11 protein-coding genes and 1 pseudogene are annotated in these 17,818 nt (G+C 72.1%); 6 read left to right on the top strand and 6 right to left on the bottom strand.

The window, feature by feature from the left end; genetic code table 11:
* Nucleotides 1-2: 2 nt before the first annotated feature.
* Both AB0I91_RS10620 and AB0I91_RS10615 read right to left on the bottom strand, forming a co-directional pair.
* Nucleotides 3-446, bottom strand: a complete 444-nt coding sequence (locus AB0I91_RS10620; RefSeq protein WP_498772958.1) for a hypothetical protein — start codon at nt 444-446, stop codon at nt 3-5.
* A gap of 185 nt (nt 447-631) precedes the next feature.
* Complete coding sequence (locus AB0I91_RS10615; RefSeq protein ID WP_499636456.1) at nt 632-1,471, bottom strand: hypothetical protein; 840 nt, start codon at nt 1,469-1,471, stop codon at nt 632-634.
* A 1,067-nt stretch (nt 1,472-2,538) separates the two neighbouring features.
* On the opposite strand from AB0I91_RS10615, the gene AB0I91_RS10610 reads away from it, so the two are divergent.
* A complete protein-coding gene (locus AB0I91_RS10610; protein WP_499636454.1) occupies nt 2,539-2,682 on the top strand; it encodes a hypothetical protein in 144 nt (47 codons plus the stop codon).
* A 314-nt stretch (nt 2,683-2,996) separates the two neighbouring features.
* Nucleotides 2,997-7,496, top strand: a complete 4,500-nt coding sequence (locus tag AB0I91_RS10605) for a beta strand repeat-containing protein (RefSeq protein WP_499636452.1) — start codon at nt 2,997-2,999, stop codon at nt 7,494-7,496.
* A gap of 26 nt (nt 7,497-7,522) precedes the next feature.
* Here the strand turns inward: AB0I91_RS10605 and AB0I91_RS10600 are convergent, their stop codons facing one another.
* Nucleotides 7,523-8,356 (bottom strand): arylamine N-acetyltransferase family protein, encoded by an 834-nt coding sequence (locus tag AB0I91_RS10600; RefSeq protein WP_499636450.1) that lies wholly within the window; start codon nt 8,354-8,356, stop codon nt 7,523-7,525.
* A 79-nt stretch (nt 8,357-8,435) separates the two neighbouring features.
* Between AB0I91_RS10600 and AB0I91_RS10595 the strand changes: the two genes are divergently transcribed.
* Both AB0I91_RS10595 and AB0I91_RS10590 read left to right on the top strand, forming a co-directional pair.
* On the top strand, nt 8,436-9,029 hold the full coding sequence (locus tag AB0I91_RS10595) for a TetR/AcrR family transcriptional regulator (protein ID WP_498772969.1): 594 nt from the start codon (nt 8,436-8,438) through the stop codon (nt 9,027-9,029).
* Between the two features lie 162 nt (nt 9,030-9,191).
* Nucleotides 9,192-10,101: pseudogene (locus AB0I91_RS10590) on the top strand (IS5 family transposase).
* A gap of 20 nt (nt 10,102-10,121) precedes the next feature.
* On the opposite strand, the gene AB0I91_RS10585 reads toward AB0I91_RS10590, so the two are convergent.
* The 3 genes from AB0I91_RS10585 to AB0I91_RS10575 all read right to left on the bottom strand — a co-directional run bounded on the left by AB0I91_RS10585 (nt 10,122) and on the right by AB0I91_RS10575 (nt 13,843).
* Nucleotides 10,122-11,579 (bottom strand): NF041680 family putative transposase, encoded by a 1,458-nt coding sequence (locus AB0I91_RS10585; RefSeq protein ID WP_499636544.1) that lies wholly within the window; start codon nt 11,577-11,579, stop codon nt 10,122-10,124.
* Nucleotides 11,580-11,698: 119 nt separating this feature from the next.
* On the bottom strand, nt 11,699-12,700 hold the full coding sequence (locus AB0I91_RS10580; RefSeq protein WP_498772971.1) for an NAD(P)-dependent alcohol dehydrogenase: 1,002 nt from the start codon (nt 12,698-12,700) through the stop codon (nt 11,699-11,701).
* A gap of 219 nt (nt 12,701-12,919) precedes the next feature.
* The gene (locus AB0I91_RS10575) at nt 12,920-13,843 is read right to left on the bottom strand and encodes an alpha/beta hydrolase family protein (RefSeq protein WP_499636448.1); all 924 of its coding nucleotides are present in this window, start codon (nt 13,841-13,843) and stop codon (nt 12,920-12,922) included.
* A gap of 135 nt (nt 13,844-13,978) precedes the next feature.
* Here AB0I91_RS10575 and AB0I91_RS10570 point away from each other — a divergent pair, with 135 nt between their 5' ends.
* Together AB0I91_RS10570 and AB0I91_RS10565 are read left to right on the top strand one after the other, a co-directional pair.
* On the top strand, nt 13,979-15,931 hold the full coding sequence (locus AB0I91_RS10570) for an MDR family MFS transporter (RefSeq protein WP_499636542.1): 1,953 nt from the start codon (nt 13,979-13,981) through the stop codon (nt 15,929-15,931).
* Nucleotides 15,932-16,049: 118 nt separating this feature from the next.
* Complete coding sequence (locus AB0I91_RS10565; protein ID WP_498772975.1) at nt 16,050-17,561, top strand: VMAP-C domain-containing protein; 1,512 nt, start codon at nt 16,050-16,052, stop codon at nt 17,559-17,561.
* The last annotated feature ends 257 nt before the right edge of the window (nt 17,562-17,818 follow it).

The raw sequence follows: 17,818 nt of genomic DNA, 5'->3' as shown, positions 1-17,818 counted from the left end.
CGTCATCCGTTGGTCCGGCCCGGCCGCTGGTCGTCGAGCAAGGGGGTCGGGCGGAAGTCCGCGGTGAAGTCCGTCCGGGTCGTGTCGTCCGGGTGGTGGACCGCCTCCCCGGCGTCGAGCAGGAACCGCTCGAGTTCACGGCGCAGCGCGGCGAGGCTGGTCGCCCGGTCGTCGAAGACCGGGTGGCCCGCGGGTTCGAGCCGCAGCAACGCCAACGGCGGGTGCTCCGCGTCGTAGGCGGCCCGGTCCTCCGGCTTCTCCAGGCTGAGCCGGTGCGCCCGCGCGATCGCGTCGTCGCTCGCGCCGCCCGCCTTCAGCCGGGCGACGTGCCGATCGGTGGCCGCGCGGACCTCGGCGGCCGTCGCCTCCGGCGCGATGCCGAGCTCCGCGTAGCGGTTCGCGCGCGGCACGACGAGCGGCAACGCGAAGAGCGAGGTGACGTCCATGGACTCGATTCCGATCACTTGCGTGCCGACGGGAAGCGACTGCCGTGCGACGGTAAACGCGCCGGCCGGGGACCCCTCCCGGGCAGCGGCGTGCCGCGGCTTCCGCACGTCCTCCGACCGCGCTCTTCGCGCATGCCGTGCAGCCCCGGGGATCCGATCGAGGCACCGCCCGGACGGGCCGCGCGTCAGGTGGTGGTGTCGTGGGGGAGCGCCACCGCGCCCTGACCGTCCGGGTCGGGGCGCATCGCGCTGCTCGCGGCCGAGCTGATCCGGCCGCGGAGGGCCGGTGTGTGCCGTGGCGGGGCCAGTCGGCCGTCCGGGGTGGCCAGGACGAGCGCCAGGGCGCAGGCCAGGCGCACGTGGACGTCGAGCGTCGCGTCGGGCGTGACGGCCAGCGCCCGCACGAGTCCGGGCAGCACGAGCAGTTCCTCGCGGCGGCCCGGCGAGGTGACGACCGCGGGTGTGGGCGCCCGGCTTCGCGTGGTCATGGTCCACGGCAGGCCGCCGACGAGGTCGACGATCACGTGCGCGCGGCGGGAGAACTCGCGCAGCGCGTCGAACCCGTCGCCGTCGACGTGGTTCCACTCGGTCAGGCGGTGGACCCCGGCCGCCATCAGCACCGGCCCGAGCGCCTGGTTCTCACCCGCCCCGACCACGACGACGTCGGCCGAACGGGGTCCGCGTCGGGTGCCGGACAGGGCGGAGATGACCTTCGCGGCCGTCACGATCGCGGCGGCGTCGCGGTCGGCGACCACCGGCGGCAGGCCCCACGCCGCCTGCACCCGGGCCGTGCGATCGGCGTTGACGCGGGTGAGCACGACGGCCGACGCGGGCTCGGCGAGCGCGGCCAACCGCTGGTCGAGGTGATCGGGGCCGGCCACGTCCAGCGGGAGCGTCCGGACCGGGACGCCGGCGAGCCTCCGCAGCACCACCGCGACCCTGCGCAGGTCCGCCCGCACGGTGCTCGGGTCCGCCAGCGCGCTGCCGTCCCCGGCGACCACCACCGGGCCGGCGCCACCGGTCACCACGGCAGGTGCTTCCCCGCACGGGGTGCAAGGCCGCACGGCGTCGCGTGACGACGTCGCACTGGTCGGGTATCGGGGACCGCGTGGCCGGCGTGACGTGGGTCAACGCCCGTGGGGACGTCGTCGCGCACCCGAGTCGTCGCCGGCGTCGCCGAGCGGGAGAGGGCGGAACCCTCCCGCGGTGCCGCTCGGAAGCGGACCGCGGGCGGAGGCGCCGTCGACCCGTGCCGGTGCCGGCCACGCGGCTCCCCGTGGACAGGAATACCGGAAAAGGACGTCGACCACGTGTTGCTGTCGGTCCGCGCGTGCGGGTGTCGGGTCTTCTCCGCCACCCGGATTTCGACAGCGGTGGCGCCGCACCCGACGCCCGCCGATCCGGCATTCATTCCCACGGTGCTCCTATCGTCCCGGCGGCACGAGCGCTTGAGCGGCCGGTGCCGGAACTGACCCGCGCGGGGGAGGAACGCGTCGGAGCGCGAAGGATTCCCCGTGCCACGATCGACATCCGGGTCAAACTCCTGGTGGTCGTCCGCCTGGCCGCCCTGCTCGTCCGGGTGGTGCCACGGGCGGGCGACCAGGGCCGACCGACACCTCCGGTAGCTCTGATGCCCTGGATCGGCAACAACCGGGTGGACCGGCGTCCGTGCGTTCGTCCCGTTCCGGGACGGGTGTTAGTTTTTCGCCGCAACGGACGGTCGACGATCCCGAAAGAAAACCCACCCGCGGTCGTCGGTCGTCATCCGGAATTCCCTTTCCCGCGCCGCGCGGATCCGCTCCGACCGGAATGCGGATTCCGACGCGGGCGGCACACCGACGAACGAGGAGCCGGCAAGTGGCGGAGACGCACGCGGGTGCGAACGGGCTGGTCCACTGGGAGATGGTCAAATCCGTCACCGATTACGTCGCCGCCGTCCGCGCCGTCGTGGAACGGGGTGACGACTCGCACCGGGCCGCCGTGACGGCGAGCGAGCTGCCGGGGTTGCTGGAGATCGTCCAGGCGCTGGTCGACCGGCACCGCCCGGGACGACCACGGCCGGTGCCGCGCGTGTCGGACCCCGCTCGGCTGGGTGCGGTCGATCGTGCCGTGGGTGGCCGTCGGGGTGCCCTCGCCGTGCGGACCGGTGATGGCGGTCTGGGAACGCCTCGCCCCCAACCGGCCGGACCGCCGTCGTCCACTGCGCGACCTCGCCCGGCTGGTCGGTCGACGATGACCGGCGACTCCCCTCGGAGGGCGAGGCCCGGCGGGATTCGTCGCCGACCCACCACAGTGGACGGAAATCACCCGAACCGGTCGATCCCGGACCAACACGGGCGGGAGTTGCGCACCGAGAGCGGATCTCCCGCCGCATAACGCGATCGTGCACCTGACAGTGGTGCCCCGAGCGGGTGTCGGACCGGTCGACGTGCACCGTCGGCTGCACGATCGTCGTGATCGACTCCCTCGCGGAGGCGAGCGGGCCGCCGCTGTGGTGCTGTGGTCCGGCAATCCGCGATGTCCGCGCTCCGGTGGGTGAGGGAGGCAAGCGTGGTTCGGTCGCCCGCGCGTCGGATCGGTTCCGCCACGGCCGCGGCGGTCGCGGTGCTCAGCCTGGTCGTGTGGAGCAGCCCTCCCGCGATGCCCGCTCAGCAGACCGCCGCCCCACGGGCCGCGTTCAACTGCGGGTCGCTGTACTCGTTGCAGGGCACGGGCGCGAACCCGGGCACCCGCACCCTGTGGTCGGTCGACCCCGCCACGGGCGTCGGCACGCCCACGGCGACGTTCAGCGGCGTGTCCGGCACGATCAACGCGCTGGGCATCACGGAGGGCGGCAGCGCGGCGTACGGCGTGGCGGCCAACGGTTCGGCCCGCACGATCTACCGCTTCGACGCCACGACCGGCACGACGACCTCGGTGGCCGGCATCCCCGACGCCCCGGTGACGCACGGCGCCGTCAACCCCCGCAACGGCTTCTACTACTACGGCGGGTTCTCCGGCACCACGTTGAGGGTCTACGGCTTCGACCCCGCCACCGGCACGTCGCTCGGCCTGGTCGCGCAGGGCGCCATGCCGACCGACGGCGCGAACGGGGACTGGGCGTTCGACCAGCAGGGCACCCTGTACGTCGTCGGCGGCGCGGGCGGCGCGAACAGCGTGTTCGCCGTGAACGAGGAGATCCCGACGACCGCCGGGCCCGCGAAGGCGATCACCGGCAGCCGGATCACCTCGGTCAGCACGCCGGGTCAGGCGCTCAACGGCATCGCGTTCGCCGGCGACGGCTACCTGTACCTGGCCAGCGGCACGACGCTGTACCGCGCCAACCCGAGCACCGGCGCCGTGCTGGACAGCCGCCAGCTGTCCCAGGCGGGCTCCGTCGACTTCGGCTCGTGCGCCTCGCCGAACACCATCACCGTGCGCAAGAACTTCCCGCGCGGCCGGGTCACCCCCTCCGACCAGGCCACCCTGACGGTGACCGGCGGCGGGATCACCACGGGCAACACCGGCACCACGACGGGCACCGACGCGGGCTTGCAGACCGAACCGGCCGAGGTCGCCGGACCGGTGTTCGGCCTGGCGGGCACCACCTACACCGTGTCGGAGTCGGGCAGCGGCACGGTCGACAGCGGACCGACCACCCCCGGCTACGACCGCTCGTGGGAGTGCGTGAACCAGAACACCGGGCAGACGCTGGCCACCGGCACCGGCACGACCGGGCGCTTCACCATGCCCAACGGCGGCGTCGCCGGCGTCGCCGCGCTGTGCACGTTCACCAACACGGCCGAGGTCGCGCGCATCGACCTGGTGAAGAGCGCCGCGCCGATCACCGACGTGGACGGCAACGGCCCCGACGCCGGTGACACGATCGCCTACACCTTCACCGTGACCAACACCGGCACGGTCCCGTTGCAGACGGTTCGGGTGGACGACCCGAAGGTCGGCCCGGTGACCTGCCCGGCCGGCGTGGTGGCGGTCGGCGCTTCGACCACCTGCACGGCGACCTACCAGCTCACGCAGGCCGACGTGGACAGCGGCACGGTGCCGAACACCGCGAAGGCCACCGGCACCGCGACCGACCTGCCCGACGCGACCGACGAGGACTCCGTCACCACGCCTGTGCCCGTGACCCGCGGCATCGCGCTGGACAAGCAGGCCGGCGCGGTCACCGACACCGACGGCAACGGCCACGACGCGGGCGACACCATCACCTACTCGTTCACCGTCACCAACACGGACAACGTGACGCTGAACGCGGTGTCGGTGAGCGATCCGAAGGTCGGGCCGGTCACGTGCGCGGTGACGTCGCTCGCCGTCGGCGCGTCCACCACCTGCACCGCCGAGCCCTACACCCTCACGCAGGCCGACGTCGACGCGGGCAAGGTCGACAACAAGGCCACCGCCACGGGCACCCCGCCCTCCGGCGACCCGGTGACCGCCGACGACACCACGTCCACGCCCCTGTCCGGCACGCCCTCGATCTCGTTGGGCAAGGCCGTGAACGAGGTGACCGACGTGAACGGCAACCACCTCACCGACGCCGGCGACACGATCTCCTACGCGTTCACGGTGACCAACACGGGCAACGTGACGCTGAGCCCGGTGTCGGTGAGCGATCCGAAGGTCGGGCCGGTGACGTGCGCGGTGACGTCGCTGGCCGTCGGCGCGTCCACCACCTGCACCGCCGAGCCCTACCGGCTGACCCAGGCCGACGTGGACGCGGGCAAGGTCGACAACACGGCCACGGCCACCGGCACCCCACCGTCCGGCGACCCGGTGACCGCCACCGACGCGGTCAGCACGCCGGTCACCTCCGGCCCGTCGATCGTGCTGGCGAAGGCCGCCGGCGAGGTCACCGACGTGAACGGCAACCAGCTCGTGGACGCCGGTGACACGATCTCCTACGCGTTCACGGTGACGAACACGGGCAACGTCACGCTGAACCCGGTGTCGGTGGCCGACTCGAAGGTCGGGCCGGTCACGTGCGCGGCGACGTCGCTCGCCCCCGGCACGTCCACGCAGTGCACGGCGCAGCCCTACGCGCTGACGCAGGCCGACGTCGACGCGGGCGAGGTCGACAACACGGCCACCGCCACCGGCACCCCGCCCACCGGCAACCCGGTCACCGACGACGACACCGTCACCACCCCCGTCCCGCCCGTCCCGGGCATCGCGCTGGACAAGCGGGCCGGCGCGATCACGGACGTGAACGGCAACCAGGTCACCGACGCGGGCGACACGATCTCCTACGCGTTCACCGTCACCAACACCGGCAACGTCACGCTCGACCCGATCGCCGTGGACGACCCGAAGACGGGCCCGGTGACCTGCGCCGCGACGCGCCTCGCTCCCGCCGGTTCGACCGGGTGCGCCGCGTCGTACACCCTGACCCAGGCCGACGTGGACGCCGGCGCCGTGCACAACACCGCGACCGCGACCGGGCAACCGCCGTCCGGCGACCCGGTGACCGCCGAGGACGGCACCGTCACGTCGGTGCCGACCGTGGCGGTGATCGTGCTGGACAAGGAGTCCGGCGGCGTCACCGACGTGGACGGCAACGGCCCGGACGCCGGCGACACGATCACCTACACGTTCGTCGTGACCAACGCGGGCAACGTCACGCTCGACCCGGTCTCCGTCCGGGACACCCTGGTCGGCGACGTGACCTGCCCGGCCGGTGCGCTCGCGCCCGGCGGCTCGGTGACCTGCACCGCCGCGCCGTACGCGCTGACCCAGGCCGACATCGACGCGGGTCTGGTCGAGAACACGGCGACCACGACCGGCACCCCGCCCACCGGCGACCCGGTCACCGACGAGGACACCACGTCGACCCCCGTCCACGGCCAGGGAGGTCTGGCGCTGGAGAAGAACTCCTCCGGCGTGACCGACCGCAACGGCAACGGCGTCACCGACCCGGGGGACGTCATCACCTACACCTTCAGCGTCACCAACGAAGGCACGGTGACGCTGGACCCGGTCACCGTCACCGACCCCGTGGTGGGCGCGGTGACCTGCCCGGCGAGCCGACTGGGCCCCGGCGCGACCATGACCTGCACGGCGGAGCCCTACGTGCTCACCCAGGCCGACATCGACGCGGGGTCCAAGACCAACACGGCCACCGCGACCGGCACACCGCCGAGCGGCGACCCGGTGACCGGCACCGACGAGGTCGTCACGCTGATCACCCGGCTGCCGTCGCTCTCGCTGGAGAAGACGGCCGGCGGGGTCACCGACACCGATGCCAACGGCAGCGACGCCGGGGACACCATCACCTACCGGTTCGTGGTGACCAACACCGGCAACGTGACGCTCGACCCGATCGCGGTGGACGACCCGAAGACCGGTCCCGTGGCCTGCCCGGTGACGGCGCTGGCCCCCGGCGCGTCGGTCACGTGCACGGCCACGTACACGTTGACGCAGGCCGACGTCGACGCCGGCCTGGTCGAGAACACGGCGACCGCCACCGGTCAGCCGCCCTACGGCGACCCGGTCGTCGGCACCGACGGCGCCACCACACCGGTGGAGGTCGTCGCCGGCCTGGCGGTGGACAAGCAGGCCGTGCTGGCCGACGTCGACGGTGACGGCCGGGCCCAGGCGGGGGAGCGGATCGACTACGCGTTCACCGTGACCAACACCGGCGCGGTCACGATCACCGACCCGGCGATCGAGGACGACCGGCTGGCCGGCGCCGGGATCGCGGTCACCTGCCCGGCCGGACCGCTGGCGCCGGGCGGCGTCATCACCTGCACCGCGTCCTACACCGTGACGCGGGCCGACGTCGAGGCCGGCAGCGTCCCCAACACCGCCACCGCCACCGGCAAGACCCCGACCGGCCGTGAGGTCGACTCCCCACCGGACACCGCCACCGTGCCGGCGGGCGACCTCCCGGGCACGACCCCGACCTCACCGCAGGAACCACTACCGACCCCACCCGCCGACGACCTGCCGGACACGGGCGTGAACCTCGCCCTGCCGATCCTGGGCGGCCTCCTGCTGCTGGCGCTCGGCCTGCTCGGGCTGCACCTGGGGAGGTCCCGCCGACACCGTCCGTGACCTGAGGTTCCGCTGGGGTCCTGGATTCAGGTTCGCGCGGCGCTCTCCTGGATGGCGAGCCAGGCTTCGTGCTGGTGGCCGGTCTTCTCCCAGAGGACCGGCAGCGCTTCGGGGCCGATGTCGGCCACCGGGATCCGGAGCTCGGTCAGCGCCGCGGCGAACTCGTCGAGGGTGGTCAGCGTGCGTCGATCGGTGCCGTCGGGTCCGGTGCGGGTGAGCGTGCGGGCGCGGAGGGCCAGTTCGTGGCCGTCGCGGTGGTGCTGGGCGAGGAGCACCCGGACGAACGGGGAGTCCGGTTGCTTGTTCCGCGCCCGATCGGCGAACTCGGCGAGGTCGCGCGGTTCGGTGCGGAAGTCGTAGGAGGACACCGTGCCCGCCGGGTCGTGGTGCACGCGCCAGGTCGCGGTGTCGAGGCGCTCCAGCCGGTAGACCCGAGGCCCTTGCCGGTAGGTGCCTTCCCGCAACGGCAGCGGTTCGAGGAACGCGTCCCCGATGCCGGTATCGGCCAGCCACCGGTCTCCTCCGACGTCCACCAGCAGGGCGATGTGGTTGCCCCACTGCCGGTCGCCGCGGGTGGCGCGCAGCACCGCGCCCTCCACGATCGCCACCGCGAACCCGGCCGCCCGCAGGAGCAGCGCGAGCGCGCCGTTCATCTCGAAGCAGAGACCGCCGCGTCGGCGGCGGGCGAACTTGTCCACCAGGGCGTCCGGGGTGAGCAGGACCGGCCTGCCGAGTTGGACGTCGACGTTCTCGTACGGCACCCGCAGTCGCCACGCCCGGTGCAGCCGTCCCAGCGAGGCCGCATCGGCCCGGACGGGCTCGCGGTGGTCCAGGCGGTCGAGGAACTCGTCGATCGTCACGGGGGTCCTCCAGCTTGGCTACATCGACTCTAAAGTTAGAGTAACTCTAATGATGTAGTGAATCCAGTACGCTGGTCGCATGACCGAACCGGTGGGGTTGCGCGAGCGGAAGAAGCTGCGCACTCGCAGGGCGCTGATCGAGACGGCGTACCGGCTCTTCGAGCAGCAGGGGTACGACCGGACGACCACGGCCGAGATCGCCGCGGCCGCCGAGGTGTCCACCGCGACGTTCTTCAACCACTTCGCCACGAAGGAGGACCTGCTCCTCACCGACGACGGCCGGCACCTCCTGCGCGCCGGGCTGGACGTGATCGCGGAACGCCGCTCGGACGAGACGGCGCGCGACCTCCTGCGGCGCGCGATGCACCGGATGCTGGCCGAGGCCGGGACGGGGGTCCGCGACCCGGCGGGCGAGCTGGAGCGGATCCGACTGCACCTCGTCACGTCGGTGCCGGCGCTGTGGGCGGCGATGTTGCAGCGGGCATCCGACGCCCAGCAGGAACTGGCCACCGCACTGCGACAGGCGTTCCCCGACGACCTCGACGACCTCGACGCCGCCGTGCTCGTCGGCGCCGTCACCGGGGCCGTCTTCGCCGCCGGGCGCACCGCCGTGCGCACCGGCGAGCCCCTCGACGCCGCGATGCGGCGCGCCATCGACGTCGCGACCCGGTAGCGGGCGCCCGGGTCCGCGCGGTGAAGCCGCCGACCACGGCCCGCTGGCCGCTAGCGCGTGTTTCAAAGGTGAGGTGATCGGCGGCGTGTCGGTGGCCGAGATGTGGCGAGGTCTCCGGTAAGTGGGTTAGCGACCAAGCAAACCTGCAGTACCGGAGACCTCGTGGCCGGCGTAGCGGCAGCGGGGCGGGCCGACCTGACCGACGCGCAGTGGGCTGTGTTGCAACCGCTGTTACCCGTCGGGAAGAAGCCGGGTCGTCCGCCGAAGTGGAGCAAGCGGCAGTTGATCGACGGCATCCGGTGGCGGGTGCGCGTCGGTGCCCCGTGGCGGGACGTGCCTCCCGAGTACGGTCGTTGGCAGACCGTGTACGGGTTGTTCCGGCGTTGGCAGCGGGCCGGGGTCTGGCAGCGGACGGTGACCGCGTTGCAGGCGCCCGCGCGGACGCCGCCGGGCTGATCGTGTGGGACGTGAGCGTGGATTCCACGATCATGCGGGCGCACCAGCACGCCGCCGGTGCCCGCAAAAGGGGGATCTGCAGGTCGAACCGCCCGACACCCCGCTCGGCGGGGCCGAGCCCGACGATCACGGGTTGGGGCGGTCGCGGGGCGGGTGGACCAGCAAGCTGCACCTGGCCTGCGAGCAGGGACAGCGTCCGTTGTCGCTGCTGGTCACCGCCGGTCAACGGGGTGACAGCCCGCAGTTCACGCCGGTGATCGAGCGGATCTCGGTGCCGCGGGTCGGACCCGGCCGCGCACGGACACGACCGGACCGGGTCCTGGCCGACAAGGCCTACAGCTCCCAGGCCAACCGCGCCTACCTACGCCGACGCGGGATCAAGGCCACCATCGACCAGCCCCGCGACCAGGCCGCCCACCGCAAGGCCAAAGGCCCCGCGGGCGGACGGCCACCCACGATCGACCGGGAGATCTACAAACAGCGCCACGCCGTCGAGTGCGGCATCAACCTGCTCAAGCAGCACCGGGCGGTCGCCACCCGCTACGACAAACTCGCCGTCCGCTACCAGGCCACCATCGACATCGCCGCCATCAACATCTGGCTACGCCACATCTGAAACACGTCCTAGCTTGAGCTTTAACCTGTTCGGCGGGGTCGTGGGGTGGTCGACTTCGTCTTCTTGTGCTGCTTTGGTTTCTGTGCGTTCGTGCTGGTGGCGGTGTGGACGTCGTGGCGCGGTGCCGGTTTGGTGTTGGGCACTCCGGCCGGGCGTCCGGGGCCCGGTCGGGAGGGTTTCGGGACGTTTGCCGGGCAGGCGGTGTGCGGGCGTAGGTGCCGAAACCCTCGCCGGATTCGGGCCGGGGACAACCGTTCGGGTGAAAGAGGTCTCTCCCAGGGACGGCGTAGGTCGACTGCCGACCGGCGGGCCAGCCGGAGTTGGGTGTAGGCGGCGATGAGCAGCCAGGTCCACCGGTCGGCCTGCTCGGGCGAGCGGAGTTTCGGAGTGGTCCAGCCCAGGGTCTGCTTGAGCATGCGGAAGGTGTGCTCGATGTCGAACCGGCGCAGGAACGCCTGCCAGGACAGGTCCACCGCGGCGTGGTCGAGACCGGTGCGGGAGTGCCATAACCACACCGGTTTCGGGAACGCCCCGGACGGCAGCCGGTCGACCTGCAGGCGGATCACGGTGCCTTCCAGGATCGGCAGGTTCCCGGCGTGGGAGGCCCAGGCGATGCGGTGGGTCAGTCTCGGGTGCAACCGGTCCCACGCCCGGATCAGGGCAGGACCGTAGAGCCTGGTCTCGGTGCGGGTGGTGATGTCGGGTTCGCCCCAGGTGTCCGGGTCGCCGAAGGCGAACTCGCCGCCGTGGCGGCGTGGCCGGCCCAGGGTGCCGGGCGGATGGGGCGGCGCCGGTCGGCGCAGGACCCGGTCCGAACGCATCCGCACCACCACGGTGATCGGCAGATCGGCCAACACGTGGGCCAGGCGGGGCCCGTCGTAGCCGGCGTCCGCGACCAGCAGGATGTCCGGATCCCCGGGCCGCCAGTGCCCGGCGACGATCAGACGGTCCACCACACCCCGAACCTGGACCGCGGTCACGGCCGCTGCGTCGTCACCGGGCTCCAGCCGCACCACGTCCAACGGCGCGGTCCACGAACCACGCCCCGCCTCCAGCGCCACGACCACCGAGTAGGGCCAACCCGGCACCATCATGTGCTGGTCCTTGCCGCGACCGTAGGTGTGACACAGGATCCGCTGCCGACCGGTGTGCGCCTCCGGGCGCAGCCAGCTGGTGACGTCCACCGCCAACACCAACCGCCCGTCCGCCGCACGCGGGATCGACACCGTACTCAGCGCGGTCCGCAACCGCGCGATGTCGATCCCGCCGCGCGCCAACGCGGCATACCCACTGCCATGACCACGACGATGCTCGCCTACCAGCGACAACTCCGCGATCGACCGCACCGGCCCGTCGGCACACAACACCGCGTCACCGAGCTCGAACAACGCATCCGCCCGTCGGGTCAGACACCCGTAGAACTCGCGTCGGAACCCCGACAACTCCCCGTCGACACGCCTGCCACCGGCGTGAGGCACACTGATCACCGCAGCCCTCTGGTCGATCTTCCAACTGTCGCAAGAAGGAATGATCGACCAAGGGCTGCACCCATGATCAACAGGGGCAGGCGAACACCGCCCGAAGGTTAAAACTCAAGCTAGCGGTCGACCGTGATGACGACCTTGGCGCGGGCGTGCTCCAGTTCCAGGTACCGGACGGCCTCCGGGGTCTCGGGCAGCGAATAGGTCCGGTCGATGACGGGGACCACGTCGCCCGACTCGGCCAGCCCGGCCAGCGTCGCCAGGTTCTCCCGGCTCGTCCTCGTGTTCAGCGCGACGAAGCGCTGGCTGACGAAGCGGGACGTCAGCGCGGCCTTGATGGTCAGGCCCATCGGCCCGACGAGGCTGCCGCCGTCGGACACGCCGCCGCCGCTGAGCACCAGGACCCCGTCGGGCGTCAGGGCCCGTCGCAGCTCGGCCAGGGAGCGGTTCGCCACGAGGTCGAAGACGACGTCGTAGCGCTGCCCGTTCGCGGCGAAGTCCTCGTTCTTGTAGTCCACGACGTGGTCCGCGCCGATCGCCCGCAGCAGGTCGACGTTTCTCGTGCTGCACACCGCGGTCACCTCGGCGCCGAACGACTTGGCGATCTGCACGGCGAACGTCCCGACGCCGCCCGACGCCCCGTTGACCAGCATCCGCTGTCCCGGTCGGGCTCCGGCCAGGTCGCGCACCCCCATGAGGGCGGTGTTGCCCGCCACCGGCATCGCCGCCGCCTGCTCGAACGTCAGGCCCGCCGGCTTGCGCGCCACCAGGTCCTCCGGGGCGCACACGTACTCGGCGAACGCGCCGTCGGCGAAGCCGAGGTCGCCGAACACCTCGTCACCGGGCCGGAACCGGACCACGCGCCGGCCGACCGCCTCCACCCGACCGGCGAAGTCACGACCGCGGATCCGCCGCTTGGGCCCGGACCAGCCGAAGGCCGCCGGCATCACCACGCGCGCCAGGCGCGGGTCGCCGCGCATGACGTGCCAGTCGGCCGCGTTGACCGAGGCCGCGTGCACCCGCACCAGCACCTCGTCATCGGCCGGCGCCGGGTCGTCCACCTCCTCCAACCGCAAGCGGTCCGACGAGCCGTAGCGGTCCTGGACGATCGCCTTCATGGGGGCCTCCGTGGCGTGCGGGGTGCGGGGCCGGCCTGCCGGAAGCGTCGGCGCCGGCGCCGACGGTAGAGGAGCGCACGCCGTGCGGACATCAGGGAGGAACCCTAAGGGGCGCACGGATTTCGCCGCGCGGATCGCGCGGTACGCATTGCGCGGCATGGATTGCGCCGTACGGACGGCGCGGTGCGCAGTGCGCCGCGTGGGAGGCAGCCGGCGTCCTCAACCGGTGCGGGAGGTGATCCAGCGGGTCAGGGTGTCGAGGTAGCCGGGCGCCAGGTGGCCGCCGTCGACGAGGACGCGGTGGTCGGCGCCCGGGAACACCTCGACGGTCAACGTCGCCCGCGGGTCGCGGTCGGGGTGCGTGGCGGCGGCGGTGAACAGCTCGACGCTGTCGGCGACCGGGACCAGTTCGTCCGCGCCGCCGAAGATCGCCAGCTGCGGGCAGCGCAGGCGCAGCGCGTCCGGGATCGGGTCGTGGTCCAGCTTGCGCTTGATGGACTCCCAGAGCCGGTCGTCCACGTCGGCCCAGAACTCGACGAACTCGGGCGGCGTCGGCGCGGCCTCGAACCGCCGGGTCGCCTCCGCGAGGTCGGCATCGCGCCGGCCGGCCTCGACCACGCGGTCGTAGGCGGCCAGCGAGGCGGCGACGCCCTCGTCGTCGACGCCTTCGGTCCGGCTCAGCCAGGTTGCCACCGCGTAGCGGTCCTGGGCGGCGTACGTCATGCCGGGGGTGCCGTTGGTGACCACCCACGGCACGTCGTCGCGCAGGGTGGCCGCGCGCAGCACCACCCCGCCGCCCTCGCTGTGGCCGAACAGCCCGGTGGCCTCGGCCCGCACGTCGGGCCGACCGCGCAGGAAGTCCAGCGCGGCGGCGGCATCGGCGGCCAGGGTCGCCGGCGTCGAGTCGCGCCAGTCACCGGACGAACCGCCGACGCCGCGCTTGTCGTAGGACAGCACGGCGATCCCGGCGTCCACCAGGTGCGCGCGGATCGCGGGGAAGTGGTTGCCGTTGTCCCGGTCGGACGGCCCCGAACCGCCGACCATGACCACACCGGGCGCCGGCTCGCCGAGGTCGGGCGTGGTCAGCGCGCCCGCCAACGTCACACCCGCGCCGGCGAACGTGATCTCGCGTGAGTTCCCCATGCGGTCGAGTATCACCCGGCCGTGGTCGTGGCGGGCGGGTGAGGTGCGGCGGTTTTATCGTCGGGCCGGGAGGTCCACGTGGTCGAACGAGTCGAGGTCGGGCGCGGCGCGCGGCACGCGGTGGTCGCGGTGATCATGCTCGGGATGCTCCTCGCCGCCCTCGACCAGACGATCGTGGCGACCGCGCTGCCCACGATCGTCAGCGACCTCGGCGGTGGCGGGCACCTGTCCTGGGTGGTCACGTCCTACCTGCTCGCCGAGACCATCATGACCGCGCTGATCGGCAAGTTCGGCGACCTGTTCGGCCGCAAGCGGGCGTTCCTGGTCAGCGTGGCGCTGTTCCTGGTCGGCTCGTTCCTGTGCGGCTGGGCCGATTCCATGACGTGGCTCATCCTGGCCCGCGCGGTGCAGGGGCTCGGCGCGGGCGGGCTGATGGTGACCTCGGCCGCCGTCATCGCGGACGTCGTGCCGCTGTCCGAGCGGGGCAAGTACCAGGGGTTCATCGGCGCGGTCTTCGGCGTGGCCACGGTGGTCGGCCCGCTGCTCGGCGGCCTGTTCGTGGACCACCTGAGCTGGCGCTGGGCGTTCTACGTCAACCTGCCGCTCGGCGTGGTGGTGCTGGCCGTCGGCGCGTTCGCGCTGCCGGGCGTTGGTGTGCCCGGTTCGCGCGGCACCGCCCGACCGAAGATCGACTACCTGGGCATCCTGCTCATCGGCCTGGCCGCGACCGGCCTCACCCTCGTCACCAGTTGGGGCGGCGTCGAGTACCCGTGGGCGTCGCCGACGATCATCCTCATGGCGGTCGGGTCGGTGATCGCGCTCGGCCTGTTCGTGCTCGTGGAGAACCGGGCCGCCGAGCCGATGCTGCCCATGCGCCTGTTCCGCGACCGCGTGTTCACCGTGTGCGTGGTGCTCAGCTTCGTGGTCGGGTTCGCCATGCTCGGCGGCGTCACCTTCCTGCCCACCTACCTGCAGTACGTGCACGGCGCGTCGGCCACCCAGTCGGGCCTGGAGATGCTGCCGCTGGTCCTCGGCCTGCTCGTCGCCTCGATCACGACCGGCAACGTGATCGGCAAGACCGGCCGCTACCGGGTGTTCCCGCTCGTCGGCAGCCTGCTCATGGTCGGCGGGCTGCTCCTGCTGTCCCGGCTGCACCCGGAGACGTCGTTCTGGCAGGCGTCGACGTACATGCTCGTGCTCGGCCTCGGCGTCGGCATGTGCATGCCGGTGGCGATGGTGGTCGTGCAGAGCACCAGCAGCTACGAGGACCTCGGCGTGGCCACGTCCGGCGTGAGCTTCCTGCGCACGCTGGGCAGTTCGTTCGGGGTGGCGGTCTTCGGCACGGTGTACGCGAGCAATCTGCCGGCCAACCTCGCCGCCGCCGTCCCACCGGGCGTCGACCCGGCCGCCGCGGCGAACGTGCAGGCCCTGCACGCCCTGCCGGACCAGCTCAAGGCCCCGATCATCGCCGCGTACGCGGACACCCTGCACCTGGTGTTCCTGTCCGCCGCGCCGGTCGCCGCGGTCGCGTTCCTGGTCGCCCTGTTCCTCAAGGAAGTCCCGCTGCGCGACACCGCCCGTGCCGCCGCGACCGAGGTGGGCGACAACTTCGCCGCGCCGCACACGTCCGACTCCGGGGACGAGCTGGAGAAGCTGGTCGCCCTGATCGTCAGCCGCGAGCGCCGCGACCCCACGCCGGACGTGCTGCGCGACTCGGGCGTCCCGCTCACGCACGCGCAGGCGTGGCTGGTGGTCAAGGTGTTCCGGCAGAGCGTCGACCACGGCGACGCCACGCTCGAACGGCTGGCCGAGGCCACCAAGGTGCCCGCCGGCGTATTCGAACCGGTGGCCCGCCAACTCCAGACCCGGGGCTACGTCACGGAATCCGACGCCCACTACCGCTTCACGCCCCAGGGCGCCGAGGTCTTCACCGACCTGGTCGCCGCCTGGCGCCGCTGGCTGCTCGTCAAGCTCACCGACTGGCACTGCGACGACCCCGAGTTCACCGAAGCGGTCGACCGCGTCGCCACCGAACTGACCACCAGCGGCCGCTCCCTGACCACCGACCGCCCGACCGCCGTCGTGTGACCGCATTTTGCGGACAAAGCGCACACCGGCTGTGCAACAGTGACGGCCGGGAGTCACGGTTCTCTCAGGTCGACGCCTGTCCCGATGAGGGTGGTCGACGGTGGAGGGGGATGGTCACATGGTCGTGGACGAAGGGGTGAACACCGCCCAACTGAGGTTGCAAGGCGAGATCGTCGCGTTATTGGAGCGCTGTGAGAGCCTGCGCGCCGAGCGGGGACGCGCCATGCTGGTGAGCCTGCTGTCCGACGTCCTCGGTGAGCAGGTGTCGTTGGACGGTTCCGAGGTCCACCTCCAGCTCCTCGGCCTCGTCCGGTGGTGCTGCCGTCACGCGGCCGGGTTGCGCGGCCTGGTCGACTGCCTCAGGTTGTTGGACCCCCACGCGCCCGAGATAGCCCAACTGGTCGAGCTGGGGGACGAGTGGGCCGCCTTCCGGGCGTTGCCGACGGGGGACTGGGACCGGCTGGCGAAGGCGTTGCGGTCGGTGCGGTTGTCGGACGACCCGTTCGAGGAGCGGCGTGAGCTGCGCCGCCTGGCCGACGTGGCCACCGAGGGGCACTGCGACGACCTGCCCGCGCGGTGCCGCTCGGTGTGGTCGCTGTTCCTGCACCTCGCCGACCACAACGCCGGTCCGGGCGCGCTGCTGCCCGCCATGGTGCTGGTGGACTGCCTCGCCGGACGCCTGGAGGACGGCGCCCTGGCGGCCGAGCTGCGTCGCTGCAACTGGAGGTTGGCGGAGAAGTTCGAGGTGACCGATCTGGTCGAGGAGGCCCGCTGGCGCAACGAAACCAAGGCCGACGGCGATGACTCCGATGTGGTGCACCTCGTGTTCGAAGTCGACCCGGACCCGGTCGACCAGGGCAAGGTGGTGCTCTCGCACTGGTTGAGCTGGAAGGGCTCCGGCTGGCACGGCCGCCGGCGCGGCGACGCCGCGATCCGGCGCGACGACCTGGAGGCGGAGGTCGACCGCGTCATCGCGGAACTGGAGGCCGAGTTGGGCGTCACTCCGGCGGCCGAGCACGTGAGCGCCATCGTGGTGGAGTTCGCACTGCCCTGGGAGATGATCAACACCGCGGTGGAGTTCTGGCCGAAGGCCTCGCCGGCGGACGTCAGCGTGCCGTTGGCGGTGGATCACCCCGTGCTGGTGCGGAGCTTGGAGCGGACGCGGGCGCAGCGGTACTGGCTGGTGTGGAAGCAGCGCTGGAACGCGATCTCGGCGGAGGCCGCGCGCCCGTACTGGAGCCGGACCAACGGCGGGTGGGACCTCACCGGGATGGCGGTGGACCTGAACGACACCTCGATCGTGTCGTTGGTGCTCAGCGAACCGCCGGGCGACCGTCGCGGCAGGGCGTGGCACGAGGCCGCGATGGCGTTCAGGGCCGGGATCCCGATCATCATCTGGGATCGCGAGGACTGTTCGACCAGCCACTTCCACGAAGCCGTGACCCGGTTGTTCGCCGCGGGCGAGGTCCGTCGGTTGCCGGACCGATTGGCCCAGTTGCGCCGGGAAGCGCTGCTCGCGAATGAGTCAGATGGGCCGCACGCGGGCCGGAGTCTTGCCGTATTGTGGGACGATGCGGAGCGTCTACCGGAACCCCTGACCTCTGGTTGGGGTTCGCAGGGAGGTATCTGATGCGCAGTCGGCGTGCACTCGATACCAGACCCACAGTGGTTCCGTATTCACCTGATGAGCGTAGCCCTCTGTTCACTCGAAATGGTGAGAGCGTAGTCGATTCCCCGAGGTCCCGGCGATTACCCGGTCCGTTCGGAATCGATTCACTGCGTGAAGGCGCACTGTTCCCGCGGTCGGGCGCTAAGGTGGTGCCAAGGCCGTGGTTCCCTTATTCCAGGGCATACCGGCATGAATCGGCTCCTCGATCCGAATCCGGG

Origin of the sequence: Actinosynnema sp. NPDC049800, from assembly GCF_040656635.1 — a bacterium.
Taxonomy (GTDB): domain Bacteria; phylum Actinomycetota; class Actinomycetes; order Mycobacteriales; family Pseudonocardiaceae; genus Actinosynnema.
The sequence above is the reverse complement of the archived record's forward strand: the minus strand, read 5'-3'. Positions and strand labels throughout refer to the sequence as shown.